At 62.7% G+C, this 24,884-nt stretch carries 26 protein-coding genes; 12 read left to right on the forward strand and 14 right to left on the reverse strand.

The window, feature by feature from the left end; genetic code table 11:
- Positions 1 to 47: 47 nt before the first annotated feature.
- Positions 48 to 800, reverse strand: a complete 753-nt coding sequence (locus KSS96_RS20265; protein WP_217855279.1) for a thioesterase II family protein — start codon at positions 798 to 800, stop codon at positions 48 to 50.
- A 303-nt stretch (positions 801 to 1,103) separates the two neighbouring features.
- On the opposite strand from KSS96_RS20265, the gene KSS96_RS20270 reads away from it, so the two are divergent.
- Positions 1,104 to 1,655 carry an RNA polymerase factor sigma-70 gene (locus tag KSS96_RS20270; RefSeq protein WP_017527661.1) on the forward strand — a complete coding sequence of 184 codons (552 nt, stop codon included), beginning with the start codon at positions 1,104 to 1,106 and terminating at the stop codon, positions 1,653 to 1,655.
- Between the two features lie 43 nt (positions 1,656 to 1,698).
- Here the strand turns inward: KSS96_RS20270 and KSS96_RS20275 are convergent, their stop codons facing one another.
- The 3 genes from KSS96_RS20275 to KSS96_RS20285 form a co-directional block, all read right to left on the reverse strand.
- Positions 1,699 to 2,712 (reverse strand): GNAT family N-acetyltransferase, encoded by a 1,014-nt coding sequence (locus KSS96_RS20275; RefSeq protein WP_065876510.1) that lies wholly within the window; start codon positions 2,710 to 2,712, stop codon positions 1,699 to 1,701.
- A gap of 68 nt (positions 2,713 to 2,780) precedes the next feature.
- The gene (locus KSS96_RS20280) at positions 2,781 to 3,569 is read right to left on the reverse strand and encodes a substrate-binding periplasmic protein (protein ID WP_083221583.1); all 789 of its coding nucleotides are present in this window, start codon (positions 3,567 to 3,569) and stop codon (positions 2,781 to 2,783) included.
- 93 nt (positions 3,570 to 3,662) lie between these two features.
- Complete coding sequence (locus KSS96_RS20285; RefSeq protein ID WP_017527658.1) at positions 3,663 to 4,286, reverse strand: TetR/AcrR family transcriptional regulator; 624 nt, start codon at positions 4,284 to 4,286, stop codon at positions 3,663 to 3,665.
- A gap of 153 nt (positions 4,287 to 4,439) precedes the next feature.
- On the opposite strand from KSS96_RS20285, the gene KSS96_RS20290 reads away from it, so the two are divergent.
- The 8 genes from KSS96_RS20290 (at position 4,440) to ppnP (ending at position 13,625) form a co-directional block, all read left to right on the forward strand.
- On the forward strand, positions 4,440 to 6,218 hold the full coding sequence (locus tag KSS96_RS20290; protein ID WP_068937075.1) for an acyclic terpene utilization AtuA family protein: 1,779 nt from the start codon (positions 4,440 to 4,442) through the stop codon (positions 6,216 to 6,218).
- An 11-nt stretch (positions 6,219 to 6,229) separates the two neighbouring features.
- Complete coding sequence (locus tag KSS96_RS20295; RefSeq protein WP_017527656.1) at positions 6,230 to 7,102, forward strand: SDR family oxidoreductase; 873 nt, start codon at positions 6,230 to 6,232, stop codon at positions 7,100 to 7,102.
- A 3-nt stretch (positions 7,103 to 7,105) separates the two neighbouring features.
- Complete coding sequence (atuC, locus tag KSS96_RS20300; RefSeq protein ID WP_017527655.1) at positions 7,106 to 8,722, forward strand: geranyl-CoA carboxylase subunit beta; 1,617 nt, start codon at positions 7,106 to 7,108, stop codon at positions 8,720 to 8,722.
- A 16-nt stretch (positions 8,723 to 8,738) separates the two neighbouring features.
- Entirely contained in the window at positions 8,739 to 9,896 is a 1,158-nt protein-coding gene (atuD, locus tag KSS96_RS20305) for a citronellyl-CoA dehydrogenase (protein ID WP_017527654.1), read from the forward strand.
- Complete coding sequence (locus tag KSS96_RS20310; RefSeq protein WP_017527653.1) at positions 9,893 to 10,654, forward strand: enoyl-CoA hydratase/isomerase family protein; 762 nt, start codon at positions 9,893 to 9,895, stop codon at positions 10,652 to 10,654. The genes atuD and KSS96_RS20310 overlap by 4 nt, the downstream gene beginning before the upstream one ends.
- Before the next feature lie 125 nt (positions 10,655 to 10,779).
- Positions 10,780 to 12,663, forward strand: a complete 1,884-nt coding sequence (locus KSS96_RS20315; protein WP_065876514.1) for an acetyl/propionyl/methylcrotonyl-CoA carboxylase subunit alpha — start codon at positions 10,780 to 10,782, stop codon at positions 12,661 to 12,663.
- A 73-nt stretch (positions 12,664 to 12,736) separates the two neighbouring features.
- Positions 12,737 to 13,279: a 3'-5' exonuclease gene (locus tag KSS96_RS20320; RefSeq protein ID WP_017527651.1), complete on the forward strand. Its 543-nt coding sequence runs from the start codon at positions 12,737 to 12,739 to the stop codon at positions 13,277 to 13,279.
- A 64-nt stretch (positions 13,280 to 13,343) separates the two neighbouring features.
- The gene (ppnP, locus tag KSS96_RS20325; protein WP_017527650.1) at positions 13,344 to 13,625 is read left to right on the forward strand and encodes a pyrimidine/purine nucleoside phosphorylase; all 282 of its coding nucleotides are present in this window, start codon (positions 13,344 to 13,346) and stop codon (positions 13,623 to 13,625) included.
- A 66-nt stretch (positions 13,626 to 13,691) separates the two neighbouring features.
- Here ppnP and KSS96_RS20330 read toward each other — a convergent pair whose 3' ends face one another.
- Together KSS96_RS20330 and KSS96_RS20335 are read right to left on the reverse strand one after the other, a co-directional pair.
- Entirely contained in the window at positions 13,692 to 14,498 is an 807-nt protein-coding gene (locus KSS96_RS20330; protein ID WP_017527649.1) for an MOSC domain-containing protein, read from the reverse strand.
- 41 nt (positions 14,499 to 14,539) lie between these two features.
- Positions 14,540 to 15,475: a chemotaxis protein CheV gene (locus tag KSS96_RS20335; RefSeq protein ID WP_017527648.1), complete on the reverse strand. Its 936-nt coding sequence runs from the start codon at positions 15,473 to 15,475 to the stop codon at positions 14,540 to 14,542.
- Positions 15,476 to 16,031: 556 nt separating this feature from the next.
- Here KSS96_RS20335 and KSS96_RS20340 point away from each other — a divergent pair.
- The 3 genes from KSS96_RS20340 (at position 16,032) to KSS96_RS20350 (ending at position 18,386) form a co-directional block, all read left to right on the forward strand.
- The gene (locus KSS96_RS20340; RefSeq protein ID WP_017527647.1) at positions 16,032 to 16,481 is read left to right on the forward strand and encodes a hypothetical protein; all 450 of its coding nucleotides are present in this window, start codon (positions 16,032 to 16,034) and stop codon (positions 16,479 to 16,481) included.
- Positions 16,482 to 16,836: 355 nt separating this feature from the next.
- Positions 16,837 to 17,730 carry a sensor histidine kinase gene (locus KSS96_RS20345; RefSeq protein WP_017527646.1) on the forward strand — a complete coding sequence of 298 codons (894 nt, stop codon included), beginning with the start codon at positions 16,837 to 16,839 and terminating at the stop codon, positions 17,728 to 17,730.
- Positions 17,727 to 18,386 carry a response regulator transcription factor gene (locus KSS96_RS20350; protein WP_017527645.1) on the forward strand — a complete coding sequence of 220 codons (660 nt, stop codon included), beginning with the start codon at positions 17,727 to 17,729 and terminating at the stop codon, positions 18,384 to 18,386. Before KSS96_RS20345 ends, KSS96_RS20350 begins: the two co-directional genes overlap by 4 nt.
- Here the strand turns inward: KSS96_RS20350 and yegS are convergent.
- From yegS to KSS96_RS20390, 8 genes are all read right to left on the reverse strand, one after another.
- The gene (gene yegS / locus KSS96_RS20355) at positions 18,345 to 19,265 is read right to left on the reverse strand and encodes a lipid kinase YegS (protein WP_135196171.1); all 921 of its coding nucleotides are present in this window, start codon (positions 19,263 to 19,265) and stop codon (positions 18,345 to 18,347) included. The genes KSS96_RS20350 and yegS overlap by 42 nt on opposite strands.
- Positions 19,266 to 19,357: 92 nt before the next feature.
- Positions 19,358 to 19,750 carry a DUF2802 domain-containing protein gene (locus tag KSS96_RS20360; protein ID WP_017527643.1) on the reverse strand — a complete coding sequence of 131 codons (393 nt, stop codon included), beginning with the start codon at positions 19,748 to 19,750 and terminating at the stop codon, positions 19,358 to 19,360.
- On the reverse strand, positions 19,751 to 20,233 hold the full coding sequence (locus KSS96_RS20365; protein WP_010208785.1) for a chemotaxis protein CheW: 483 nt from the start codon (positions 20,231 to 20,233) through the stop codon (positions 19,751 to 19,753).
- A gap of 81 nt (positions 20,234 to 20,314) precedes the next feature.
- Complete coding sequence (locus tag KSS96_RS20370; protein WP_026067243.1) at positions 20,315 to 21,127, reverse strand: CheW domain-containing protein; 813 nt, start codon at positions 21,125 to 21,127, stop codon at positions 20,315 to 20,317.
- Between the two features lie 2 nt (positions 21,128 to 21,129).
- Positions 21,130 to 21,918 carry a ParA family protein gene (locus tag KSS96_RS20375; protein ID WP_017527641.1) on the reverse strand — a complete coding sequence of 263 codons (789 nt, stop codon included), beginning with the start codon at positions 21,916 to 21,918 and terminating at the stop codon, positions 21,130 to 21,132.
- 50 nt (positions 21,919 to 21,968) lie between these two features.
- Entirely contained in the window at positions 21,969 to 22,856 is an 888-nt protein-coding gene (gene motD, locus KSS96_RS20380) for a flagellar motor protein MotD (protein WP_017527640.1), read from the reverse strand.
- 94 nt (positions 22,857 to 22,950) lie between these two features.
- On the reverse strand, positions 22,951 to 23,691 hold the full coding sequence (locus KSS96_RS20385) for a flagellar motor protein (RefSeq protein ID WP_017527639.1): 741 nt from the start codon (positions 23,689 to 23,691) through the stop codon (positions 22,951 to 22,953).
- On the reverse strand, positions 23,691 to 24,842 hold the full coding sequence (locus KSS96_RS20390) for a protein-glutamate methylesterase/protein-glutamine glutaminase (protein ID WP_017527638.1): 1,152 nt from the start codon (positions 24,840 to 24,842) through the stop codon (positions 23,691 to 23,693). Before KSS96_RS20390 ends, KSS96_RS20385 begins: the two co-directional genes overlap by 1 nt.
- Between the last annotated feature and the right edge of the window lie 42 nt (positions 24,843 to 24,884).

Below are 24,884 nucleotides of genomic sequence, written 5' to 3' on the forward strand. Positions count from 1 at the left end.
TTCCTGCCTGAAATCGGCTTACGGGAAATTATGAAATTGGGGGGGCTTCAGCCGGCAACCCGTTGCCGCGCCGCGCCATTGCGCCAGCGGGCCAGATGTTCTTCGGCGTAGCGCCGCAGGCAGCGCAGCACGGCGCTTTCGTGCTGCACGAGGAAGAAGTGGTGGCCGTCGAACAGGTCGAGGGAGAAGCCGCTGGCGGCATCGAGTTGCCAGTCGAGCAATTGGTCGGCACGCACGCTGTCCTGCTTGCCGCCGAACACGTGAATCGGCATGCCCAGCGGCGCGCGCCGGCCGTAGGTGAAACTGCCGCAAAGCAGGAAGTCGGCGCGCAGGATCGGCAGCATCAGTTGCATCAATTCGGGGTTGGCCAAGGCTTCTTCGGCAGTGCCCTGCAACTCGCGCAGGCGGTCGATCAGTTGTGCATCGGTCTTTTCGATGGCGTATTCGCTGACATCGCGGCGCGCGGGGCCTGCGGTGCCGGAGGCGAACAGGGCCAGTGGCGCCGGCAGGTTGCGTGCGGCCAGCGCATGGACCAGCTCGAAGGCCAGCAGCCCGCCAAGGCTGTGACCGAACACGGCATAAGGGCCCCTCAGGTCATGGCTGATCTCCTCGGCGAGTTGCGCGGCCAACGCCTTGATATCGCGCTGCAAGGGCTCGTCCATGCGCATGCCACGACCGGGCAATTCCAGCGGGCACACGTGCAACCAGTCCGGCAGGCTTCGCCGCCAACGCGCATAAACCATGGCACTGGCGCCGGAATAGGGCAGGCAGAACAGGCGCAGTCTGGTCGGTGCACTCATCGCTTGAGCACTCCCCACTGAAACACGCTGTGTGCACGGTAAAAACCCATTTCGTCCTCCTGCGGGTGGCTGATCCTTGGCCGCTTGACTAACGGACCTGTCACCCAGAAGAACGGACGGCACCGGCAAATAATTAGTCGCAGGCGCCGAGCGAGAGGTGGTTCACATCGAACCGGAAGGCATAAGATTAGTTCGTCTTCTCATTTGACAATAATTATCATTAAGCATAATTTGTTGCCCGATGTGTAGGAGGCCTCAGCAAGGACGCCCTCTCCCAACCTCTTTTGCGACAAGGTGATTTCCATGACGGAACAAGTATCCACAGGCAGGTGCGACTCACCCCTTCTCCAGGCATTCGTCGACAATCGGCTGATTCTGGTGAAGATCGCGGCACGCATTACCGGTTGCCGCTCCCGTGCCGAAGACGTTGTGCAGGACGCCTACTTTCGACTGCAATCGGCGCCTACGATCACCTCATCGTTCAAGGCCCAGTTGAGTTACCTGTTCCAGATCGTGCGCAACCTGGCGATCGACCACTACCGCAAGCAGGCCCTGGAGCTCAAATATTCGGGGCCGGAGGAGGAAGGCTTGAATGTGGTGATTCACGGCGCCTCGCCGGAAACCTCGCACATCAACTTCAACACCCTGGAAAACATCGCCGACGCGCTGACCGAGTTGCCCCAGCGCACCCGCTACGCGTTCGAGATGTACCGCCTGCATGGCGTGCCGCAAAAGGACATCGCCAAGGAGCTGGGGGTTTCGCCCACACTGGTGAACTTCATGATTCGCGATGCGCTGGTGCACTGCCGCAAGGTTTCGGGCAACCACAGCGACACCTTCGCGCGGCGGGTATGACCGCCCGCTGATCGTTCCCACGACGGGAACGATCAGCGCCCCTTCACGCTAACCCACACCGCTCAAAAAACCGCTCGCGCCCCAGCAGCATCAGCGCCGCGCGCTTATGCGGGAAGTCGAACTCCTTTTCGCAGTGGAAACACTGGTTGTGCATATGGCCGATCATCTTCGCGTTGTCGGCACGCGGCTCCGCCACCACACGCTGGGTGCGCGGGTCATCCAGTAACAAGTAGTGCACCAGCGCCGATAGCCAACTGGCGACCTTGTGCGGGCCGCGATGATGCTCCTCGCCTACCAGCATGTGGATGCCGCGATCGTAGTCAGCGGCGTCGTAGAACGGTGCGATGCGATCTTCCTTGGCCCAGTACGCTTCAAAATAGGCAAAGGGTTCGTCATCGAAGCAGCCGATCAAGGTGAGGGTGTGCGGGTCGGCCTCAAGCTTGTCCAGGTACTCGCGATGCTGTTGCAGGCTGCCGCTTTCCTGCCAGAAACTCGCCACGCGCGGGCTGTTCTGCCAGCGATTGAAGCGCGCCAGGTCGACGTCAATCTCCACGGTTCGCAGGGAAATCCAGGCACCCAGGCGCGCGTCGAAACGGCGATAAACCTCACCCCGTGGTTTCGGCGGGCGCGCAGGGTGGCGCTTGCCGGCACTGATAACCATCTGTTGCGGGTAACTGCCAGCAGGGGAATGCCCGAGCCACGGCTGGGGCAGTTGCCAAAACAGGGTGCGCTTACAGTGATACTGCCCGGCAATCTCGGTGGTCCGCAGCAAACCGCTGCGCAACGCATCCTCCGGCACATGTTCAAGGTGCCAGGCCAGGCGCTGGCGGGTCGGCTCTTTGGCGAACAACCAATAGCAGGCGGCCCACAACGCCTTTGCGGACGGCACCTCGCCGGGTTGCTGCCAATGCACATGCAGTTCGTCGCCGCGCTCCAGGCGCAAGCGGGCCAGTGGCTGGCCTTCCAGGGTCAGGCTCAGGTGGTTTTCGGTTTCATCGGCATTCAGGGCCGGCCCGGCCGGCAAGGGCAAGACCGACGGGTCATTCGGATTGGACATGGAGAGGGCTCACGGTAGCGTCGACTGGATAAAGAAGTGACGTGAGCCGCGTGCACAAATTTAGCCGATCAGGGTACTGCCATCACATCGATGCGGTACGGCTCGAAAATTTTCAGCATCTGGCCGCTGTCGCGCAAACGCTTGAGCATGGCGCTGAACGCTTCGCCGGTAATCGGCGCCCCGGGCCGTAGCAAGGCGTAATGGTGATACACCTGGTCGATGCGCTGCGAGACCAGGAACGTGCCGGCTATGGCGGCGTTGCGCACCATGAAGTCGCTCAAGTAAGAACGGGTCACCAAGGCGATATCAGCACGGTCACGGGCGACCATTTGCAGGTTGCTGTCATGGGAGTAGGTCAACGTGGCGTTGAAGTGCTCGGCCATGTACTTGGGGTCGGGGTTGAAGTGAGCGAAGGCATAGTGATAACCACTGAACACTGCCAGGCGTTTGCCATCGAGGTCAGCGAAATAGCGCTGCTCACGACCTGGCTTGCGCTGCGCGACAAACACTTCCGCATCTTCCAGGCCCATGTCGACGGCTGTGTGTTGAATGTTTTTCCAGCCCCAATCGGGGTTCTCGAAAATCGCCATGTCGACCCGGCCTTGTTCGAAATCGCGAAAACGTCGGGGGATGGAGGTGGGCACCAGCACAAACTGGTAGTCGCTTTGCGAGGCATTCAGGGCCTCGACCAATTGCGGCAGCAAACCGGTGTCGGCGCCCTGCTCCGGGCGCACGGTGTAGGGCGGAAAATGCGCCGCGCCGATGCGTACCAGTTGCGCAGCCGAAGCCGGCATCCACCACGCGGTGCCCAGTGCCCATAAAGTAAGTCCTGCAGCCAACCGCCATGGCGATAACATCAAGGCACACACCGTTCAACACATTGATGGCGATAAGCTAGGCGTTTTTGCCTGGCGAAACAACTTTCCGTCGGCAAATTAATAGCTTGCGCCTCAGTCAGGTTTGAGCACCATCAACAGCGCCTCTTGGGCCAATTGCTCAAGGGTCAGGCTGCCCTCGGCGCGAAACCAGGTGGTGGTCCAGGACAACGCGCCGGTGAGGAAACGTCGGACGATAAACACATCGCCTTTGATGTAGCCGGCCGCCTTGGCCTCCCCCAGTACCTGCAACCAGAGCTCTTCATACACGTCGCGCAGGGCCAGGACCTGGGCCTGGCCCTCGGCCGACAGTGAGCGCCATTCGTACACCAGCACCGCCATGGCCTCGCCGCTGCCGCCCATGATCGACTGCAATTCGCAGCGAATCAGCGCCAGCACACGCTCGCGCACGGTGCCGGCCTCTTCCAGCGAAGCCCGCATCAGCGCGGTGTTGTAATGGATGGTTTCCTCCATCACCGCACGCAGGATCTCATCCTTGCTCTTGAAGTGATGAAAGATGCTGCCGCTCTGAATGCCCACCGCGCCTGCCAGGTCGCGCACGGTGGTGCGTTCAAAGCCTTTGTGGCGAAACAGGTGAGCCGCGGTTTGCAGCAACTTGCCCCGGGCGCTGTCGGGGTCGGTCAATTGCCCGCCGTCGACCATGGTGCGCATCACCCGCAGGGCTGTTTGCTCATCCATGCTGCTCTCCTTTACTTCTACTGACGTCTTGGCCGGCAATTTAGGCGGTGCCGGCCAACCAAGCAAGCGCTTGGGTGAAACTTGTATCCAATGTTTACAAACCAAGCGCTTGCTTGGTAGTCTCATCGCCAGCCACTCGAGGAAGGATTTCTCATGAGCAAGACGGTTCGTATCGGCTGCGCCAGTGCCTTTTGGGGCGACACCTGCACCGCCGCCGCGCAGTTGGTACACGGCGGCGCGCTGGATTACCTGGTGTTCGATTACCTGGCGGAAGTCACCCTGTCGATCCTCGCCGGTGCGCGGATGAAAGACCCACAGGCCGGTTACGCCACGGATTTCGTCGAAGTGCTCACGCCGCTGCTGGCCGAGATCCAGCGCCAGGGCATCCGCGTGATCAGCAATGCCGGCGGCATCCACCCCCAGGCCTGCGCCACCGCCCTGCAAGCGGCCTGCGACAAGGCCGGCATCGCGTTGAAAATCGCGGTATTGCTCGGGGATGACCTGCACCCCCGACTCAAGCAATTGCCCAATATCCGCGACATGTTCAGCGGCGCGCCATTGCCGCCGGTGTGCGTATCGGCCAATGCCTACCTCGGTGCTCCGGGCATCGCACAGGCTTTGACGCTGGGCGCCGACATCGTCATCACCGGCCGGGTCGTCGACAGTGCGGTCGTCAGCGCGGCGTTGGTGCATGAATTCAAGTGGGCATGGCATGACTATGACCAGCTCGCCCAGGCCGCGCTCGCCGGCCATATCATCGAATGCGGCGCCCAATGCACCGGCGGCAACTTCACCGATTGGCGCGAGGTGCCCGACTACGAGCACATCGGTTTTCCCATCGTCGAGGTCAGCGCCGACGGCTCGTTCACCGTCGCTAAAGTCGACGGCAGTGGCGGGCTGATCAGCGAACTCAGCGTGGCCGAACAACTGCTGTATGAGATCGGCGACCCGCGCGCGTATCTGTTGCCCGACGTGATCTGCGATTTCAGCCAGGTCACCTTGCAGCAACAAGGGGAGAACCGCGTTCACCTGCGCGGCGCCAAAGGGCTGCCGCCGACCGACCAGTACAAGGTCAGCGCCACCTACCCCGACGGATTCCGCTGCACCGCCAGTTGCCTGATCGCCGGGATCGACGCGGTGGCCAAGGCCGAGCGCGTCAGCCAGGCGATCATCCACAAGACCTCGCAGCTGTTCAGCCAACGCGGCTGGGCGCCTTACACCGACGTGAATATAGAACTGCTGGGCAGCGAAGCGACCTATGGCGCCCACGCCCGGCGCCACGACTGCCGCGAGGTGGTGATGAAACTGGCGGTGCGGCACCCGAGCAAGCAGGCACTGGTGCTGTTCGCCCGCGAAATCGCCCAGGCCGCCACGGGCATGGCGCCGGGGCTGACCGGCATCATCGGCGGGCGGCCCACGGTGTATCCGTTGATTCGGCTGTTTTCGTTCCTGGTCGACAAAACCCTGTGTGAGCCGCTGATCGAGTTCGAAGGCAAGCGCCACCCCTGCACCTTGCCTGCCGCTACCGTATTGGCCACTCCCGCAGCGCCACTTGATCCGCCAACCGCGCAAGGCTGCGCCGACGCCAGCGTGCCGCTGGTGAAACTCGCGGTGGCGCGCTCCGGCGACAAGGGCAACCACAGCAATATCGGCGTGATCGCCCGCCAGCCCGAGTACCTGCCGTGGATCGCCGAAACGCTGACCCCACAAGTCGTCGTCGACTGGATGAGCCACGTCCTCGACCCCGTGTATGGCCGCGTCGAGCGCTGGTACCTGCCCGGCAGCCACAGCCTGAATTTCCTGCTGGAAAACGCCCTGGGCGGCGGCGGTATCGCCAGCTTGCGCATCGACCCGCAAGGCAAGGCCTTCGCCCAGCAGTTGCTGGAAATCCCCATCGCGGTGCCGCAACACATCGCCGATCAATTCAAATAAGGAGCGCTGCCGTGGCTTTCGACTCGATCTTCAAAGCCGACCTTTTCCAGGGGCACACCCTGATCGTCACCGGTGGCGGCAGCGGTATTGGCCGGTGCACCGCCCACGAGCTGGCAGCCCTGGGCGCCCGCGTGGTTCTGGTGGGGCGCAAGGCGCCAAAGCTGCAACAGGTCGCGCAGGAAATCACCGAGGACGGTGGCAGCGCCCATTGGCACGCCTGTGATATTCGCGACGAAGAGGCGGTGACGGCGCTGGTCACGCAGATCATCAACGAGCACGGCCCCGTGCACGGGTTGGTCAACAATGCCGGGGGCCAGTACCCCTCGCCGCTTGCCTCGATCAATCAAAAGGGCTTTGAAACCGTACTGCGCACCAACCTGGTGGGCGGCTTCCTGATGGCGCGGGAAGTGTTCAACCAGTCGATGAGCACGCACGGCGGCGCCATCGTCAATATGCTCGCCGACATGTGGGGCGGCATGCCTGGCATGGGCCACTCGGGCGCGGCGCGCGCGGGCATGGACAACTTCACCAAGACCGCCGCCGTCGAATGGGCCTGCGCCGGCGTGCGGGTCAACGCCGTAGCGCCAGGCTGGATCGCATCCAGCGGCATGGACACCTACGAAGGCGCATTCAAGGCAGTGATCCCGACCTTGCGCGAACATGTGCCACTCAAACGCATCGGCACCGAATCGGAAGTCAGCGCCGCCATTGTGTTCCTGCTCAGCCCCGCCGCCGCGTTCATCAGCGGCAGCACCCTGCGCATCGACGGCGCCGCCAGCCTGGGCAGCCGCGCCTGGCCGCTGCACAAGGCGCAGCCGCCAAGCGAGCCCTTCAATGGTTTTCATCGGGCGTATCTACCCGATGTGCTCAAGACGGAGCAATAGCGCATGCCGGTGATTGAAAGCCTGATCGACCCGCACAGCCCGCAGTTCGCGCAGAACCGCCAGGCCCTGCTGGAAAGCCTCCAGCACCTGCGCCAACTGGAGCAGAACCTGCTGAGCAAAGCCCAGGAAGCCAAGCCCAAGTTCGACACACGCGGCCAATTGCTGCCCCGCGAGCGTCTGGACCTGCTGCTGGACCCTGGGGCGCCGTTCCTGGAACTGGCCAGCCTGGCCGGCTACAAGCTGCATGACGACAAGGACGGCAGCGCCGCCGGTGGCGGGTTGATCGCCGGTATCGGCTATGTCAGCGGGGTGCGCACGCTGGTGGTGGCCAACAACAGCGCGATCAAGGGCGGCACCATCTCCCCTACCGGCCTGAAAAAATCCCTGCGCCTGCAACAGATCGCCCTGGAAAACAAACTGCCGGTGGTGACCCTGGCCGAAAGCGGCGGCGCCAACCTCAACTACGCCGCCGAGATCTTCGTCGAAGGCGCGCGCAGCTTTGCCAACCAGGCGCGCATGTCGGCCATGGGCTTGCCGCAGATCACCGTGGTGCATGGCTCGGCCACGGCCGGCGGGGCGTATCAGCCGGGGTTGTCGGATTACGTGGTGGTGGTGCGCGGCAAGGCCAAACTGTTCCTCGCCGGGCCGCCCCTGCTCAAGGCCGCGACGGGTGAAGTGGCCACCGATGAAGAACTGGGCGGCGCCCAGATGCACGCGCAAACCGCCGGCACCGCAGAATACCTGGCGCAAAACGACGCCGACGGCGTGCGCATCGTACGGGAGATCGTCGGCCTGCTGCCGTGGAATGATCGCCTGCCGGCAGCGCCACAACGCACCTACACAGAACCGCTGTACCCCGTCGACGAACTGCTGGGATTGATCCCCGATGACCCGAAAAAGCCCTACGACGTGCGCGAGATCCTCGCGCGCCTGGGCGACGGCTCGCGCTTCCTCGAATTCAAGGGTGAGTTCGACGCCCACACCGTCTGCGGCCATTTGCACATCCAGGGTCGCGCCGTCGGCGTGATCGGTAACAACGGCCCCATCACGCCCAAGGGCGCCAGCAAGGCCGCGCAGTTTATCCAGCTGTGCGACCAGAGCCGCACGCCGCTGCTGTTCCTGCATAACACCACCGGCTTCATGGTCGGCACCGAATCGGAGCAGCAAGGGGTGATCAAGCACGGCGCGAAGATGATCCAGGCGGTGGCCAATGCACGGGTGCCTAAACTCACGATTGTGGTGGGCGGCTCCTACGGCGCCGGCAATTACGCGATGTGCGGCCGCGGCCTCGACCCGCGCTTTATCTTCGCCTGGCCCAACAGCCGCACGGCGGTGATGGGCGGGGCGCAGGCAGGCAAGGTGCTGCGTATCGTCACCGAGGCCAAGCAACTCAAGGACGGCCTGGTGCCCGACCCCAAGATGCTAGACATGCTGGAGCAGGTCACCGCGCAGAAACTCGACAGCCAGTCCACTGCGCTGTATGGCAGCGCGAACCTTTGGGACGACGGGCTGATCGATCCTCGGGATACGCGAACGCTGCTCGGTTTTTTGCTGGATATCTGCCACGAGGCCGAAGTACGGCAATTGCAACCGAACAGCTTCGGCGTGGCGCGTTTCTAACAGGAGAACAAAAACCATGATCTTCACCCAGGAACACCAGGAACTGCGCCGCAGCGTGCGCGCCTTCGTTGACCGCGAGATCAACCCCCATGTGGACGAATGGGAAAAGGCCGGGCGTTTTCCCATCCACGAGATCTTCCGCAAGGCCGGCGACCTCGGCCTGCTGGGCATTTGCAAGCCGCAAAAGTTCGGCGGCATGGGCCTGGACTACAGCTACTCGATTGTCGCCGCCGAAGAGTTCGGCACCATCCATTGCGGCGGCATTCCCATGTCCATCGGCGTGCAGACCGACATGTGCACCCCCGCCCTCGCCCGCTTCGGCTCCGATGAGCTGCGCGAGCAATTCCTGCGCCCGGCCATCAGTGGCGAGCAGGTCGGTTGCATCGGGGTCTCGGAAACCGGCGCCGGCTCCGACGTGGCCGGGCTCAAGACCCACGCGCGCAAGGATGGCGATGACTACGTGATCAACGGCAGCAAAATGTGGATCACCAACTCGCCCAGCGCCGACTTCATTTGCCTGCTGGCCAACACCTCCGACGACAAGCCGCACATCAACAAATCACTGATCATGGTGCCCATGAACACCCCCGGTGTCAGCGTCAGCCCGCCCCTGGAAAAGCTCGGCATGCACAGCTCCGAAACCGCCCAGGTGTTCTTCGATGGCGTGCGCGTGCCACAACGCAACCGCATCGGCCATGAAGGCGCGGGTTTCATGATGCAGATGCTGCAATTCCAGGAAGAACGCCTGTTCGGCGCGGCCAACATGATCAAGGGCCTGGAGCACTGCATCGACAGCACCATCGACTATTGCAAGGAGCGCCAGACCTTCGGCAAGGCGCTGATCGACAACCAGGTGATCCACTTTCGCCTGGCCGAACTGAGCACCGAAATCGAATGCCTGCGGGCGCTGGTGTACCAGGCCACCGAGCAATACATCAAGGGCCAGGACGTGACTCGCCTGGCGTCCATGGCCAAACTCAAGGCCGGGCGCCTGGGCCGCGAAGTCAGTGACAGCTGCCTGCAATATTGGGGCGGCATGGGCTTTATGTGGGACAACCCGGTAGCGCGGGCCTATCGCGACGTGCGCCTGGTGTCGATCGGCGGCGGCGCCGACGAAATCATGCTGGGCATCATCTGCAAACTGATGGGCACCCTGCCGGGGAAAAAACCATGAACACTCTACTGCTCGAACCGCACAACGGCGTGCTGCACATTACCCTCAACCGGCCGGAATGCCGCAACGCCATGAGCCTGCAGATGGTCAACGAACTGCGCACGGCCCTGGCGCAATTGGACAGCCAGGTGCGGGCCGTGGTGATCAGCGGCGCGGGCGGACACTTCTGCGCTGGGGCGGATGTGAAGGACCTGGTTACGGCGGGCGATCAGCTGGCCGCATTAAACCGAGCTTTCGGCGCCTTGTTGCAAGAGGTCGAAGCCGTTTCGCAGGTGGTGATCGTGGTGCTGCAAGGTGCGGTGTTGGGCGGTGGATTTGGCCTGGCATGCGTCAGCGATATCGCCATTGCCGACCACAAGGCGCAGTTCGGCTTGCCGGAAACCAGCCTGGGCCTGTTGCCGGCGCAGATCGCACCGTTCGTGGTCAAGCGCATCGGCCTCACCCAGGCCCGACGACTGGCCCTGACGGCAGCGCGCTTTGATGGGGTCGAGGCCGAGCGGTTGGGGCTGGTGCACTTTACCGAAAGCGATCCACAGGCATTGGCGCAGCGATTGGACGCGTTGCTGGGCCAGGTGTTGCAGTGCGCGCCGAAGGCCAATGCGCGCACCAAAGCGCTGTTGCTGGCCAGCGCGCAACAGCCGTTGGGGCCGCTGCTGGATCAGGCGGCGCAGTGGTTTGCCGAGGCGGTGACCGGTGAAGAAGGGATTGAGGGGACCCAGGCTTTTGTGCAGAAGCGCAAGCCTGGGTGGTGCAAATGACGCCATCGGGGGCAAGTCGAATCGTCGCAACGCTTCTCCCACAGGGGAACGCGTTTCAAATGTGGGAGGGGGCTTGCCCCCGATGAGGCCGGAACAGACACCGGTATAACCCGAGGGATAACCCAATGCCCGCATTCAACAAAATCCTCATCGCCAACCGCGGCGAAATCGCCTGCCGCATCCAGCGCACTGCCCAAGCCCTGGGCTACCGCACCGTGGCGGTGTACAGCGAGGCCGACAGCCAGGCCCTGCATGTGCAAATGGCGGACGAAGCGGTGAATATCGGCGCGGCGCCGGTGCAGCAGTCGTACCTCAACATCCCGGCCATCCTCGACGCAGCCCGACGCACAGGTGCCGACGCCATCCACCCCGGCTACGGCTTCCTTTCGGAAAACCCCGACTTTGCCCGCGCCTGCCGGCAGGCCAACCTCACCTTTATCGGCCCCAGCGTCGAGGCCATCGAGTTGATGGGCAGCAAGCGCCTGTCCAAACTGGCCATGCTCGACGCCGGTGTGCCCTGCATCGCCGGTTACCAGGGCAGCGCCCAGGACGACACCACGTTGCAACGGGAAGCCGAGCGCATCGGCTACCCGTTGATGATCAAGGCCAGCGCCGGTGGCGGCGGGCGTGGCATGCGCCTGGTGCATCAGCGCGAACATTTGCTGGAACACGTGCGCACCGCGCGCTCCGAGGCGCAGAACGCGTTCGGCAGTGATGAGCTGATTCTGGAACAGGCGCTGATCGAGCCGCGCCACGTCGAAATCCAACTGTTCGGCGACACCCATGGCCACCTCATCTACCTCGGTGAGCGCGACTGTTCGATCCAGCGCCGCCATCAAAAAGTCATTGAAGAAGCGCCGTGCCCGGTGATGACGCCCGAGCTGCGCCAGGCCATGGGCGCAGCCGCGCTCAGGGCCGGCCGCGCGGTGACGTATGTGGGCGCCGGTACCGTGGAGTTCCTGCTCGACCGCAACGGCCGGTTTTACTTCCTGGAAATGAACACCCGCCTGCAAGTGGAGCACCCGGTCACGGAGTTGATTACCGGCCTGGACCTGGTTCAGTTGCAATTGCAGATCGCCGCCGGCCAGGCGCTGCCCTTGACCCAAGAAGACGTGACGTTGACCGGCCACGCCATCGAAGCGCGCCTGTACGCCGAAGACCCGGCCCAGGGCTTTCTGCCGCAGACCGGTGAGGTGCTGCGCTGGGAACCCGCGCCCGGTGTGCGAATCGACCACGGGCTGTGCGAGGGCGATACCATCGGCCCGTTCTACGACGCCATGCAAGGCAAGATCATCGCCCACGGTGCCACCCGCGAAGAGGCACGGCGCAAGTTGTTGCGCGCGGTGCAAGACACGCAACTGCTCGGAGTAACCACCAACCAGCGCCTGTTGGCCGACCTGCTCACGCATCCAGGCTTTATCGGCGGCGATTTCACCACCGGGTTTATCGCCGAGCACTTCAGCGTCATTGCCCGACAGCCTGCGACCGACGAACAACTCGCCCTGGCCGCCGCGCTGTTTTATCACCACAGCGCCCGCCCGCATCCCCCAGGCTTGGCGGGATGGCGCAACAACGCCAGCACGCCCTGGACCTGCCGCCTTGAGGTCAACGACCAGATCCACAGCGTCACCGCCGCCGCCCTGCCGCTCACCACCGACGGCCGTCACGCCACGTTTGTGCTCAACGGCATTCGCCGTCGCATCGCCTACCACCTCGACGGCGACCGCCTGTGGCTGCCGGGCCTGGCGCTGACCAACCGCACCCAACCCGTCGCCAACCCTCAGGCCGACGCCGGCAGCGGTACGCTCAAGGCACCGATGGACGGCGCCATTGTCGATGTGCGCGTCAATGCCGGTGAGCGTGTGAGCAAAGGCCAACTGCTGCTGGTGCTGGAAGCCATGAAAATGGAGCATCCACTGACCGCGGGCATTGATGGCATCGTCAAAGGCGTGCAAGTCGCAACCGGCGATCAGGTGCGCAATCGCCAGGTTTTACTGGAGATTGAATAGGCCCTGGGCGGAACTACAAGGCCGGGCTACGCTCTATCCCCATCAGGAAGAGACGAGTACGGGAACCTGCACGATGCCTCATTGGCTGATTATTGACCTTGAAGCCACAACGGATGAAGGCGGCTGGCCCGTGACGGAAATGGAAGTCATCGAGATCGGCGCGAGCCTGGTCAACCGCCAGGGCCGCGAACTGGACCACTTCCAGCGCTTTGTGCGGCCGCTGCGCCGCCCCTTGCTGACGCCTTTTTGCCGCCAGCTCACCCACATCACCCAGGCGAACATCGACAGCGCGGCGCCCATCACCGAGGTGTGGCCGCTGTTCGAACGCTGGCTGGGCCAGCATCAACCGCGCCTGGAGGGCTGGGCCAGTTGGGGCGACTATGATCGCGCGCAGTTGGAGCTCGAATGGCAGCGCAATGGCCTGGCCAGCGCACTCACCGAAAAGCCCCATGTGAACCTCAAGCAGCGCTTCGCCAAGGCCCGGCGCCTGGACAAGCCCCTGGGGCTCAATGGCGCCCTGCAATTGGCGGGGATGCAGTTCCATGGCCAGCAACATCGGGCACTCGAAGATGCGCGCAACACCGCGCGCCTGCTGCCGCTGATTTTGCCGGTCTAGGCAGCCCCGTTGGCCTTGGGCATACTGGCCGACCTTTTCAGACCCTTTTTCCGAGGAATCGCCCATGTTTAAAGTCAACGAGTACTTCGACGGCACCGTCAAGTCGATCGCTTTCGGCACCGCAGAAGGTCCGGCGACCATCGGCGTCATGGCCCCGGGCGAATACGAATTCGGCACGGCCCAGCGTGAAATCATGCATGTGGTCTCCGGCGCCCTTATCGTCAAGCTGCCTGACGCCGAGTGGGAAACCTTCGCCGCCGGCAGCCAGTTCAACGTACCAGCCAACAGCAAGTTCCAGCTGAAGGTCGCCGTCGATACCGCTTACCTGTGCGAATACCGCGGCTGAGGGTTCAACCGAACAAAAAAAATGCCCGTCTCCTGCGAGACGGGCATTTTTTATGGGCACTGAAAATTATTCCAGGACAGTCACCGGCATGCCTACTTCCAGGCGCCCTACCCCGTCGTTGACCAGGTTTTGGCCGAACATCGCGCCCTCTTGCGTGTTGCGGTAGGTTTGCAGCGTGGCAAAGGGTTCGCGGTCGGCGCTGCGCTCGCCGGTCTGTGGGTCGATGGTGGTGAGGATGCAGCGCGAGCAGGGCTTGACCACACGAAATTCGATATCGCCGATGCGCAGGCGCTTCCAGCCGTCCTCGGCAAAGGCTTCAGCGCCTTCGATCACCAGGTTGGGGCGAAAACGCAGCATCGGCATGGGGCGGCCGATTTTTCCGCAGAGGTCATCGAGGGAGCCCTGGCCGATGAGCAGCAACGGGTAACCATCGGCGAACGCCACCTGGTCATCATCGCGGCCATAACCCGCCTGGGTGCTGCGCGCATATTCCACGGGCATCTGCACCAGGCGCGTCGGCTTGCCGATGAAATCGCTGACCCAGGCAGCGGCGGCGTCACCGGCATCCGGCACACGCAGGGTGTCGCGCCAAATGGTCACGCCGCGCAGTTCGTTGGCGCTGCCGGGCAACGCCACGTCCAACGGCAGGTAGCCCGGCGAACTCAGGGTGAGCCCGCCGGCAGCGTTCCACAACGCCGACAATTGGCTCATCTTCGCCACGGCGCGCTGCGTGAGGAAACGCCCGCTGGCTTCGTCCACCAGCATCCAGCGTCGATCGCCCTCCAGCCCGAGTTTATCCAGGCCGACAGCCTGCAAGGTTTCGGCCTTGCCGGACTTCAAGGGGTAACGGTACAACGCGCTGAGACGAAGCATGGGCCTGCATTCCTCGGGGGGCAAAGAGTGCAACCCTAAGGTCAAGCCGAGGCTTCGTCCAGCATCAGTCGCTGACGCACCACATCCACCAGTTTGTCGGGCTGGAATTTGGACAGGAAATTGTCGCAGCCGACCTTCTTCACCATCGATTCGTTGAAGCTGCCCGACAGCGAGGTGTGCAGCACCACGTAGAGTTTGCGCAGGCGCGGGTCGTTGCGGATTTCGGTGGTGAGGCGGTAGCCGTCCATCTCGGGCATTTCGGCGTCGGTGAAGATCATCAGCAGTTTGTCGGTCATCACGTGACCCTCATCGGCCCAGGCCTTGAGCATGTTCAACGCCTTGAGGCCGTCGCTGGCGATGTGCATCTTCACGCCCAGTTGGCCCAGGGTGTCGCGCAGTTGCGAGAGGGCAACGTTGGAGTCGTCCACCAGCAGCACTTCGCGCCCACGGGCACGTTCCAGCACCGGGTCTTCGAGTTTTTCACGCGAGACCTTGGCGTTGTAGGGCACGATTTCGGCGAGGACTTTTTCGACGTCGATGATTTCCACCAACTGGTCATCGACCTTACTGATGGCGGTGAGGTAATGCTGGCGCCCGGCGCTGGTCGGCGGCGGCAGGATGGCTTCCCAGTTCATGTTGACGATGCGGTCCACGCCACCGACCAGGAACGCCTGCACCGAGCGGTTGTACTCGGTGACGATGATGGTGCTGTTCGGGCCCGGTACCAGTGGGCGCATGCCGATCGCCTGGGACAGGTCGATCACCGGCAGGGTCTGGCCACGCAGGTTGACCACGCCACACACAAAAGGGTGGCGCTGGGGCATCAGCGTGAGCTTGGGCAGTTGCAGGACCTCCTGCACCTTGAACACGTTGATCGCAAACAGTTGCCGGCCGAACAGGCGGAACATGAGGATCTCCAGGCGATTCTCACCCACCAGTTGCGTACGTTGATCTACGGTGTCGAGAATGCCGGCCATTAAATGCTCCTGATGTGCGCTGGAAATGTGGCGCGAACGGATTATGCAGTTCACTTGAGCTAGTTATCGGCGGCAAATGCCAGACCTTGACCCCCTGTAAAGTGCCACGGAAATTGATTGATGTCACACTGACATCATGCTTTACTGCGCGGGCCTCTCCAGACGGCAGTACAGCGACGTTGCGTGGCATTCAAATCGACGCAAGGTTCCGCTATGTAAGGGGTTCCCCTATGCACAATCAGGCAAAACCTGATATTCGCAGTATCTAATAGCCATTAATGTGACGCCATTCTCATTGCATGAATGGAGTCAGGCTTTTGTTTGCCATGCCAAGCCCTCGGCCCACAGGCCTTTCAGACGTCCATGTCACGGCAAGTGAAGGTGTGCAACAAAGCCCACTCACCAAGGCTACGCACGGCCCTTGCCGTCATTCCAATAAACGTCTTACTAAAAAATCAGAAGCGACCTACAGGTCCAAGCCAAATTTCAGCGCTATTTTTAAGCCATCCACCCAGTGCGACATCTCATCACCCGACCGTATGTTGTGGAGGCTTGCATGATGAATAGCGCAAATGAATGGCAGACCACCTTCCCCGAGTTCTTGATTGAAGCAGAAAAACTGCTGGCAAAATCAGAAGAATGCTTGAGCCATCTGCACTTGATCCGCGACGACAGCGATGCCATCGAGTGCATGAAAAACAGCTTGGCCAAACTGGCCGAGACAGCCGACAGCCTGGCCCTGCAAGCTATCAGCGAATTCTCCCGGCATATCGAGTATCTGATCGCCAACGCCGCCAGCCCCCTGCAATTGCATGATCAGGCGCTGGACGCGTTGCACGCCTGCTTGAGCCTGCTGGCCTGGCAACTGGAATTGATCGACACCCGCACGGGTGAGCTGGGCATGGACGACACCGAGCAAACCACCTTGATTGCCACGGTAAGCCTGCAGATTCCGCAAAAAAGCTTCAGTTATAAGCCGCAGCAACGCCTGCATCACGCGAGTTGATGGGTCGTCTTCAACTCACGTGTTCTTTACAGCCCAGAAGCTTGTTCACCCGTTAAAACGGCGCGCATAGATATCAATTAGCTATTAATGTTTATCACCACACCCCCACTCAAGTACGACAACTTCCTCTCACTGCCTACACTCCGGGAATGCCGCCTGGGGCAAGACCGCGGCCAAGTAAGCCTGCCGGTCATGGCACCAGGCGACCAACGGTAAGAGTGGTGGTACTATGCCTGCGCTCGAAGTGACCCAACTTCATGATGCGAATAAACGACTCGATAACGTATTCCAAACAAGACCGCTCAGCCGCCGTGACCGGTCTTCCCGCAGCGAACCTTTATTGGCTCCATCCGCTATGAATGCCAGCCTCAAGACACTCATTGCCAGGTCCGCGTCCCGCAGCAATGCACGCCGTTTGATCCTCACCCTGTGCCTTGGCTCGCTGCTGTTGAGCCTGTGGGCCTACGTTCGATCCGCGCCGCTGCCGCTGATGGTGTTGCTGCTCAACCTCGCTATCTTGCTGGTGGTGGGCCTGCAGCAGTGGTATTCGCGCAAGTCCATCAAGTTCCAGCCTCACGAACTGGCCAAGCGCCTGTTGCAAGTGCAAGAAAACGAACGCCACCGCCTCAGCCGCGAATTGCATGACGATATCGGCCAACTGCTGACCGCCGCCAAGCTGCAAAGCGAATGGCTCAAGCGGCGTCTGCCGGACGAACTGCAAAGCCAGTGCAGCGTGTTGTGCAACACCTTGAATGAGACCCTGGCCAAGGTGCGCGACGTGTCCGCCATCCTCAACCCGCGACAGCTCGCCAGCCTGGGCCTGGAAGCCAGCCTGCGCGCGCACTTGCTCAAGACGCTGGCAAACACCCCGGTGCACTGGAGCCTGGAATGCCAGCAACGGCTGACCGGCATCCCCGAAGAAATGGCCGTGGCGGCCTTTCGCATTACCCAGGAAGCGGTGACCAACATGCTGCGCCACGCCCAGGCGCGCAACGTGCTGGTTCGCCTGCAACGCCTGCCTGAAGGGCTGTCCCTGAGTATCTGTGATGACGGCCAGGGCTTTTCGCCCGCCATCGACCCAGGTAGCGAAGGCCAACGGGGCATGGCCGGCATGGCCGAGCGGATCGATCAGTTGGGAGGCACCCTGTCCGTGAGCAGCCAGCCTGGCGCCGGCACGCGCATCGAAGCACTTTTCCCCTGGGCGCCGCGCGCCCTCGAACGGGCCAGCTCCCCTAAGGTTCTCGAGTGACCTGTACATTATTGCTGGTGGATGACCACGCACTGATCAGGGCCGGCGTACGCGCGCTGATCCAAGACATTCCCGGCTATGCGGTGGCCGGCGAAGCCAGCGATGGCGCGCAATTGCTGGAGCAGTTCAGCGCGCTGCAGCCGGATATCGTCCTGTTGGACCTGTCGATGAAGCACACCAGCGGCCTGGATGCCTTGCAGCAACTCAAGCGCGCCTACCCCAGGAGCAAAGTGCTGATCCTGTCGATGCACACCGACCCGCAGTTGATCATGTGTGCGCTGGAGGCCGGCGCCCATGGCTACCTGCTCAAGGACACCACCGCCAATGAGCTGGAACACGCGCTGGCGGCCTTATCCAACAACGAGCGCTACCTGAGCCCGGCCATCGCCCACACCGTGATCAACCAGGCCTTGGTGCGTAACCAGGCGACCAGCGCGCCTGCCGGCCACAGCCATAACCTTACGGCGCGCCAATTGGAGATCCTGCGCCTGATCGTGCGTGGCAAATCCACCCGGGAGATTGCCCACGGCCTGGGCCTGAGCATCAAGACCGTGGAAGCGCACCGTTCGCAAATCATGAAGCGCCTGCAGATATTCGACGTCGCGGGCCTGGTGTTATTCGCGGTGCGCGAGCAGATCATCAGCCTGGATGACTAGCGGCGAACCCAGCGGCAGGTGCACACGAAGCGCCTTGGGCAAGGCTTCAAAACGCAGATCGTCACCCTGCAGCGGCTCACCGTCGAGGTTGATGTAAAGCCCTTCAGCCTGCTGGATCCGGACCCACGGCAGGCGCGCGCGGACAAACATGGTGTCCAGGCCCCACCCGTTGCTCATCAGCTCACGCAACGTGCCGACCACCTCCTGGGGTGCCGGCAGAATACTCACGTCGAGCAAGCCATCATCGGCCATGGCACCCGGGCACAGCTCATGCCCACCGCCGGCCTGGCGACCATTGCCGATGCCCAGCGCCAGCAGCTCGCCCTTCCAATGAAAATCCGGCCCGTCCAGCTCGGCATAGGCCGCCGTCAATTCGCTGAAACGCGTCAAGCCGGTAAACAGGTAGGCGGCGCCGCCCAGGACTTTTTTCAGGTCTTCGGAGGTGTTGGCGGTGACCTGGCTGCCGAAGCCGCCGGTGGCCATATTGAGAAAGATCTGCCCGCCGACCTGGCCGAGGTCGATCGCCCGCGGCGGCACGTCCAGCATCGCCAGCGCCAGGGCCGGCTCCAGCGGCACACCGGCGGCCTTGGCGAAATCATTGGCGGTGCCCAGGGGCATCAGCACCAGGCTGGCGTCGGTCTTGGCCAGGGCCATCGCTTCGGCCACATCGCGCAAGGTACCGTCGCCGCCACCGGCGATCAGGCAGGTGTATCCGTCGTCCAGGGCTTCGTTGACCAAGCGCTGGGCGTCGCCCCCCTCCCAGGTCACCCGTACCGCCAGCTCCCAGCCCTGCTCACGCCGGGCCTGCACGGCTGCGCGCACGCCCTCGTTGAGGGCTTGCTTGCCGTGGAGGATCAACAGTGCCTTGGGGCTGGTCATGGACGAGGTACTCCTGGATTCAAAGGTGCTTGAAGGATGTGGACCTTGAACCCGTAGCAAAAGTGCGGCAGCAAGTGACAAGCTTGTCGCACTCAGCCCTTGTGCAACTTACTCATCAACTGCGCCTCAGCCTGGGTCAGCCCGCACGACTGGGTCAGCTCGTCCACCGTCGCGCCCATGCCGACCAATTTCGCGGCCTGAGCGAACGACAGGCTGGCGGGATCACGCTGCTCGAGCTGCACCAGTTTGTCCGGCAACGGCGCGAGAATGGCGCGCAGTTCATGCACCTCATCCCCGACCTTCACCGCGCTGCGCTGGTACTGGTCGACCCGCTTGACCAGCTCCAATACACGCCGGTCGCGCACAGCGTCGCGCTCGGCCTGCTGCATCGCCAATTCCCGTTGCTGGCGCAGGTAGCGCAGCAAAAAACCCAGGGTCCCGGCCCACAACAGGGCCAGGACAATCACCGCAGCCTCAAAGAACAATCAGATACTCTCCAGTTCCGACCATTCTTCTTCGCTCATCATCTTGTCCAGCTCAACCAGAATCAGCAGTTCGTTGTTCTTGTTGCACACGCCCTGGATGAACTTGGCCGATTCTTCGTTGCCCACGTTCGGCGCGGTTTCCACTTCCGATTGGCGCAGGTAAACCACTTCCGCCACGCTGTCGACCATGATGCCGACCACTTGCTTGTCGGCTTCGATGATGACGATACGGGTGTTGTCGCTGACTTCGACGGTACCCAGACCGAAGCGCTGGCGGGTGTCGATTACCGTCACCACGTTGCCGCGCAGGTTGATGATGCCCAGTACGTAGCTCGGCGCACCCGGAACCGGAGCGATCTCGGTGTAGCGCAGCACTTCCTGCACGCGCATCACGTTAATGCCGTAGGTCTCGTTGTCCAGCTTGAAGGTAACCCATTGCAGGATCGGATCATCCAAACCTTGTGCGGACGCTGACTTGTTCATATCTCTGACCCCTTCAGATGCCGATGTAGGCGGCGTATTTACTGCTTTTGACCACACTTGCGCGCGGCCCTTATTGTTCAATCAACTGCGTTTGTTGGCAGGCATCGCCTTGACGGCACCGCTGGCGATCAATTCGGCCAGTTCGGCAACGTCGAGCAACGCGCACATATGTTCGATCACGGTGCCCGCCAGCCAAGGCCGCTGGCCCCGGTGGCTGCGCCATTTGATTTCATTGGGATCCAGGCGCAGCGAGCGGCTGACTTGATGCACCGCCAACCCCCACTCGTAGCCCTGCACCGAAATCACGTATTGCAAGCCTTGGCGGAAGTCATCGCGGTAGCGGTCGGGCATCACCCAGCGCGCGGTGTCCAGCACCTTGAGGTTGCCGGCCTGGCTGGGCAGGATGCCGAGGAACCACTCCGGTTGCCCGAACAGCGGCGTCAATTCCTGGCCTTCCAGGGAATAGATCGAGCCCAGGCACACCAGCGGCACCGCCAAGGTCAACCCGGCGACGTCGAACAGCAAGCACTCGAACGGCTCGGCGGCCCACGACGGACGACCGTCGCCGGTGACCGGCGGCGGTGTGATGCTGGGCGGCAGGTGCACTTGCACCACCGGCTCGACCACCACCGGCGGCGTCAGCGCTTCCACGACAACCGGCGCCTCGGGCGCCACGGTCAGCGGCGCGGCGTGTGCATCGCGGGCCTGCTCTTCCAATACAGCCAACTGGAACTCATCCAGGGCGTCCGACGGCGGCACTTCTACCGCCGGTTCCAGCACCAGGATCGGTTCCGGTAATTCTTCTGCGGTCGCGTCTTGCAGCAGGGCGTCCAGGTAGGACTCCAGCGCCAGTTGCGGCCGGGTCTTGGTCTTGAGTTCAACGGGGCGGTTCATCATCAAGCCACCTGCGCCACGAGTTGCTGCGACAGCAGATGCTTGAGCAACGCACGGTAAGCCATGACGCCACGGCTCTTGGCGTCGAACTGCGAAGGCGTGAGCCCGGCGCGGCTGGCATCGCGCAGGCGCGTGTCCACCGGGATGTAGCCGTTCCAGATGCTCTGCGGGTAGGCGTCGCGCAATACGCGCAAGGTACCGAGGGAGGCCTGGGTGCGGCGGTCGAACAAGGTGGGGACGATGCTGTACGGCAGCGGCTGCTTGCGCGAGCGGTTGATCATGGCCAAGGTGCTGACCATGCGCTCCAGGCCTTTGACCGCCAGGTGTTCGGTCTGCACCGGGATCACCAGTTGCTGGCTCGCCGCCAAGGCATTGACCATCAGCACGCCGAGCAACGGCGGGCTGTCGATGATCGCGTAGTCGAAGTCCTGCCACAGTTGCGCCAGGGTCTTGGCGATCACCAGGCCCAGGCCGCTCTGCCCCGGCGACTGACGCTCCAGGGTGGCCAGCGCGGTGCTGGACGGCAACAGGGAAATGCTCTCGTTGCTGGTTGGCAGCAGCAATTGGCCGGGCAAGTCGCCAGGCACACTGCCCTTGTGCAGGAACAGGTCGAAACAGCTGTGCTCCAGCGCATCCGGGTCATAGCCGAAGTAGCTGGTCATCGAGCCGTGGGGGTCAAGGTCAACCACGACCACGCGCTTGCCCGCTTCGGCCAGCAAGCCGGCTAAGGCGATGGAGGTGGTGGTCTTGCCGACTCCACCTTTTTGATTGGCAACTGCCCAGACTCTCATTCGGATGGTTCCTCCCGGTGGGCACAAGCGCGACCGAGACATTGCATAGGTTATTGAGCCGGTGACGGAGAATTGACGGCACTCTGCCGAACCAGCGGTTTTACCGGGGCCGGTGCAGTTTGTGTGCCAGCGCGCTTCAGGGCCGCGTCCGGTGTTGCATTGGCGGTGCCGGTCCCGGTCAGGCTGCGGCGCACATCCAGGTTTCGCGAGACCACCAACACCACCCGCCGGTTGCGCGCGCGGCCTTCCAGCGTGGCGTTATTGGCCACCGGCTGAAACTCGCCGTACCCCACCGAGGCCAGGCGCCCGGGGTTTACGCCCTGCATCGCGAGCATGCGCACGATGCTCGCGGCACGCGCCGATGACAGTTCCCAGTTGGTCGGGTACTGCGCGGTGCTGATCGGCACGTTGTCGGTAAAGCCCTCGACGTGCACCGGGTTCTCAAACGGTTTGAGGATCGCCGCCACCTTGTCGATGATGGTGAACGCCTGGTCGCTGGGCATTGCATCGGCGCTGGCGAACAACAGGCTGGAGTTGAGTTCGATCTCTACCCACAACTCGTTGCCGCGCACGGTCATCTGGTTGGAGCTGATCAAGTCGCCGAACGCGGCACTGATGTCATCGGCGATGCTTTTCAGCGGGTCGCTGGTGCCCCCCACGCCGGCGGCTGTTTCGTCACTGTCGTTGACCAGCGGCTTGGCCGGCGTCACGGTCTTGGGTCGCTCTTCACCGATGGGGATCGGCTTGAGCGCGCGGTCGGCGTCGTTGAACACGCCGATCAGCGCCTGGGAAATGACTTTGTACTTGCCTTCGTTGATCGACGAGATGGAATACATCACCACGAAAAACGCAAACAGCAAGGTGATGAAGTCCGCGTAGGACACCAGCCAGCGCTCGTGGTTGACGTGTTCTTCAGGCTCGCGGCGGCGACGGCTCACAGGCAGGCACCTCTCTGTACACCACTTATGTAACCGCCCCGCTCACAGGGGTGAGCGAGCAAGCTCGCTGGCCACACGTCATTGTTCATATCCATCAGTCCATGAAGCCCTGGAGCTTCAATTCGATGGAGCGCGGGTTCTCGCCCTCGGCAATCGACAGGATGCCTTCGAGCAGCATTTCGCGGTAACGGGATTGGCGCATGGCAATCGACTTGAGCTTGCTCGCTACCGGCAACAACACCAGGTTGGCGCTGGCCACACCGTAGATGGTGGCAACGAACGCCACGGCAATCCCGCTGCCCAGTTGCGAAGGGTCGGCGAGGTTGCCCATCACATGGATCAAGCCCATCACCGCACCGATGATGCCGATGGTCGGCGCGTAACCGCCCATGCTTTCGTAGACTTTGGCCGCGTTGATGTCGCGGCTTTCCTGGGTGTAGAAATCCACCTCAAGGATGCTGCGGATCGCTTCCGGCTCGGCGCCGTCCACCAGCAACTGCAAGCCTTTGCGCGCGTAGCTGTCGGGCTCGGCATCGGCCACGCCTTCCAGCCCCAGCAGGCCTTCCTTGCGGGCGGTGAGGCTCCAGTTGACCACGCGGTCGATGCCACCGGCCAAGTCGACGCGTGGCGGGAAAATGATCCAGATCGCGATCTGCATTGCACGCTTGAACGAACTCATCGGCGACTGCAGCAACGCGGCGCCCACGGTGCCGCCAATCACGATCAGCGCCGCCGGCCCGTTGGCCAAGGCGCCCAGGTGGCCGCCTTCGAGGTAGTTGCCGCCAATGATTGCGACAAACGCCATGGTGATGCCGATCAGGCTCAACACATCCATTAGAGGCAGGCCTCCACCAAATGCTTGCCGATGTCGTCCAGGCTGTACACGGCGTCGGCCAGGTCCGCCTTGACGATGGCCATGGGCATGCCATAGATCACACAGCTGGCTTCGTCCTGGGCCCAGATCGCACTGCCGCCCTGCTTGAGCAGGCGCGCGCCTTCACGGCCGTCGGCGCCCATGCCGGTGAGCACCACCGCCAGAACTTTGTCACCGTAGGACTTGGCCGCCGAACCGAAGGTGATGTCCACGCACGGCTTGTAGTTGAGGCGCTCATCGCCCGGCAGGATTTTGATCGCGCCACGGCCGTCGACCATCATCTGCTTGCCGCCGGGGGCCAGCAGCGCCAGGCCAGGGCGCAGAATGTCGCCATCCTCGGCTTCCTTGACACTGATGCGGCACAGCTTGTCCAGGCGTTCGGCAAAGGCTTTGGTGAACGCGGCGGGCATGTGCTGGATCAACACGATCGGCGCCGGAAAGTTGGCCGGCAACTGGGTCAACACGCGCTGCAAGGCGACCGGGCCACCCGTGGAGGTGCCGATGGCGACCAGCTTGTAGGCTTTGCGCTTGGGTGCCGGCGAATGCGCCGTTGCAGTGGCCGGGGCCGACGTGCGTACCGGTGGCGGTGCAGGCCGTGCAAGCGGCGCCGGCGCCGGGCGACCGAACGAGGCACGGCTGGAGGCAGCCGGCGGAGCCACCGCTGCCGGGGCAGGCGTCGGTGTCGGTGTCGGCGCGCTGAACAGGCTGCGGCGGTTACTGCGCGAGATGCTGTGGACTTTCTCGCACAGCATCTGCTTGACCTTCTCGGGGTTGCGCGAGATGTCTTCGAAATTCTTCGGCAAAAAGTCCACCGCACCGGCATCCAGCGCATCGAGGGTCACTCGGGCGCCTTCATGGGTCAGCGAGGAGAACATCAATACCGGGGTGGGGCAGCGTTGCATGATGTGCCGGACTGCCGTGATGCCATCCATCATCGGCATCTCGTAGTCCATGGTGATCACGTCCGGCTTCAGCGCAATGGCTTGATCAATCGCCTCTTTGCCGTTGGTGGCCGTGCCGACCACCTGGATGCTTGGATCGGCGGAAAGAATTTCCGAGACGCGGCGGCGGAAGAAACCCGAATCGTCCACCACCAGGACCTTGACTGCCATAAACACTCCGTTAGGTGGGGCGGGCGAGACCGCCCTGCCCCA

The sequence above is a fragment of the Pseudomonas asgharzadehiana genome (assembly GCF_019139815.1).
Taxonomy (GTDB): domain Bacteria; phylum Pseudomonadota; class Gammaproteobacteria; order Pseudomonadales; family Pseudomonadaceae; genus Aquipseudomonas; species Aquipseudomonas asgharzadehiana.

What these genes read in the sequence shown, in the direction of transcription:
- KSS96_RS20265 (WP_217855279.1), bottom strand. Translation starts at nt 800, where the DNA reads ATGAGTGCACCGACCAGACTGCGCCTGTTCTGCCTGCCCTATTCCGGC.
- KSS96_RS20270 (WP_017527661.1), top strand. Translation starts at nt 1,104, where the DNA reads ATGACGGAACAAGTATCCACAGGCAGGTGCGACTCACCCCTTCTCCAG.
- KSS96_RS20275 (WP_065876510.1), bottom strand. Translation starts at nt 2,712, where the DNA reads ATGTCCAATCCGAATGACCCGTCGGTCTTGCCCTTGCCGGCCGGGCCG.
- KSS96_RS20280 (WP_083221583.1), bottom strand. Translation starts at nt 3,569, where the DNA reads ATGTTATCGCCATGGCGGTTGGCTGCAGGACTTACTTTATGGGCACTG.
- KSS96_RS20285 (WP_017527658.1), bottom strand. Translation starts at nt 4,286, where the DNA reads ATGGATGAGCAAACAGCCCTGCGGGTGATGCGCACCATGGTCGACGGC.
- KSS96_RS20290 (WP_068937075.1), top strand. Translation starts at nt 4,440, where the DNA reads ATGAGCAAGACGGTTCGTATCGGCTGCGCCAGTGCCTTTTGGGGCGAC.
- atuC (WP_017527655.1), top strand. Translation starts at nt 7,106, where the DNA reads ATGCCGGTGATTGAAAGCCTGATCGACCCGCACAGCCCGCAGTTCGCG.
- atuD (WP_017527654.1), top strand. Translation starts at nt 8,739, where the DNA reads ATGATCTTCACCCAGGAACACCAGGAACTGCGCCGCAGCGTGCGCGCC.
- KSS96_RS20310 (WP_017527653.1), top strand. Translation starts at nt 9,893, where the DNA reads ATGAACACTCTACTGCTCGAACCGCACAACGGCGTGCTGCACATTACC.
- KSS96_RS20315 (WP_065876514.1), top strand. Translation starts at nt 10,780, where the DNA reads ATGCCCGCATTCAACAAAATCCTCATCGCCAACCGCGGCGAAATCGCC.
- KSS96_RS20320 (WP_017527651.1), top strand. Translation starts at nt 12,737, where the DNA reads ATGCCTCATTGGCTGATTATTGACCTTGAAGCCACAACGGATGAAGGC.
- ppnP (WP_017527650.1), top strand. Translation starts at nt 13,344, where the DNA reads ATGTTTAAAGTCAACGAGTACTTCGACGGCACCGTCAAGTCGATCGCT.
- KSS96_RS20330 (WP_017527649.1), bottom strand. Translation starts at nt 14,498, where the DNA reads ATGCTTCGTCTCAGCGCGTTGTACCGTTACCCCTTGAAGTCCGGCAAG.
- KSS96_RS20335 (WP_017527648.1), bottom strand. Translation starts at nt 15,475, where the DNA reads ATGGCCGGCATTCTCGACACCGTAGATCAACGTACGCAACTGGTGGGT.
- KSS96_RS20340 (WP_017527647.1), top strand. Translation starts at nt 16,032, where the DNA reads ATGATGAATAGCGCAAATGAATGGCAGACCACCTTCCCCGAGTTCTTG.
- KSS96_RS20345 (WP_017527646.1), top strand. Translation starts at nt 16,837, where the DNA reads ATGAATGCCAGCCTCAAGACACTCATTGCCAGGTCCGCGTCCCGCAGC.
- yegS (WP_135196171.1), bottom strand. Translation starts at nt 19,265, where the DNA reads ATGACCAGCCCCAAGGCACTGTTGATCCTCCACGGCAAGCAAGCCCTC.
- KSS96_RS20365 (WP_010208785.1), bottom strand. Translation starts at nt 20,233, where the DNA reads ATGAACAAGTCAGCGTCCGCACAAGGTTTGGATGATCCGATCCTGCAA.
- KSS96_RS20370 (WP_026067243.1), bottom strand. Translation starts at nt 21,127, where the DNA reads ATGAACCGCCCCGTTGAACTCAAGACCAAGACCCGGCCGCAACTGGCG.
- KSS96_RS20375 (WP_017527641.1), bottom strand. Translation starts at nt 21,918, where the DNA reads ATGAGAGTCTGGGCAGTTGCCAATCAAAAAGGTGGAGTCGGCAAGACC.
- KSS96_RS20385 (WP_017527639.1), bottom strand. Translation starts at nt 23,691, where the DNA reads ATGGATGTGTTGAGCCTGATCGGCATCACCATGGCGTTTGTCGCAATC.
- KSS96_RS20390 (WP_017527638.1), bottom strand. Translation starts at nt 24,842, where the DNA reads ATGGCAGTCAAGGTCCTGGTGGTGGACGATTCGGGTTTCTTCCGCCGC.